Consider the following 457-nt stretch of genomic DNA (forward strand, 5'->3'; position numbering starts at 1 on the left):
CCGGGCACGTGCCCCCGCCCCGCTCCCCCGCCGGACCCGAGCGGCTCGGTCTCCCGCACGAGGTGCTGCGCTCCCTGCTCGGCGCCTGGGCCCTGGCCGCCTGCTCGACGGCGGAGACGGACGCGGTGGAGGAGCACCTCGGCGAGTGCGGGGCCTGCGCCGACGAGGCGCGCCGCCTGCGCGAGGCGGTCGGCCTGCTGCACCGCCCGGAGAGCCTGGAGGTCGACCCCACCCTGCGCAACCGGGTACTGGAGAACTGCCTGCGCCGCCGCCCGCCGCGCGTCCCGGTCCCCGACTGGGCGGCCTCGTACGACGCGGAGACCGCCCGCCTCGACGCGCTGCTGCGGGACTTCGGCGACGCCGAGTGGCACACACCGGTACGGCTGCGCTGGTTCGAGTCGGGTGTGCCCGCGACCCGCCGGACGACGGTCGCCGGGGTGATCGCGCACCTGCTGTC

General features: G+C 77.9%; 1 protein-coding gene. It reads left to right on the forward strand.

What is annotated here, in order from left to right; genetic code table 11:
* Positions 1-8 precede the first annotated feature (8 nt).
* On the forward strand, positions 9-457 hold a 449-nt coding region (locus GT030_RS08825), incomplete at its 3' end, for a zf-HC2 domain-containing protein (protein WP_346009595.1).

It is taken from the genome of Streptomyces sp. SID1328, from assembly GCF_009865595.1.
Classification (GTDB): domain Bacteria; phylum Actinomycetota; class Actinomycetes; order Streptomycetales; family Streptomycetaceae; genus Streptomyces; species Streptomyces griseoluteus.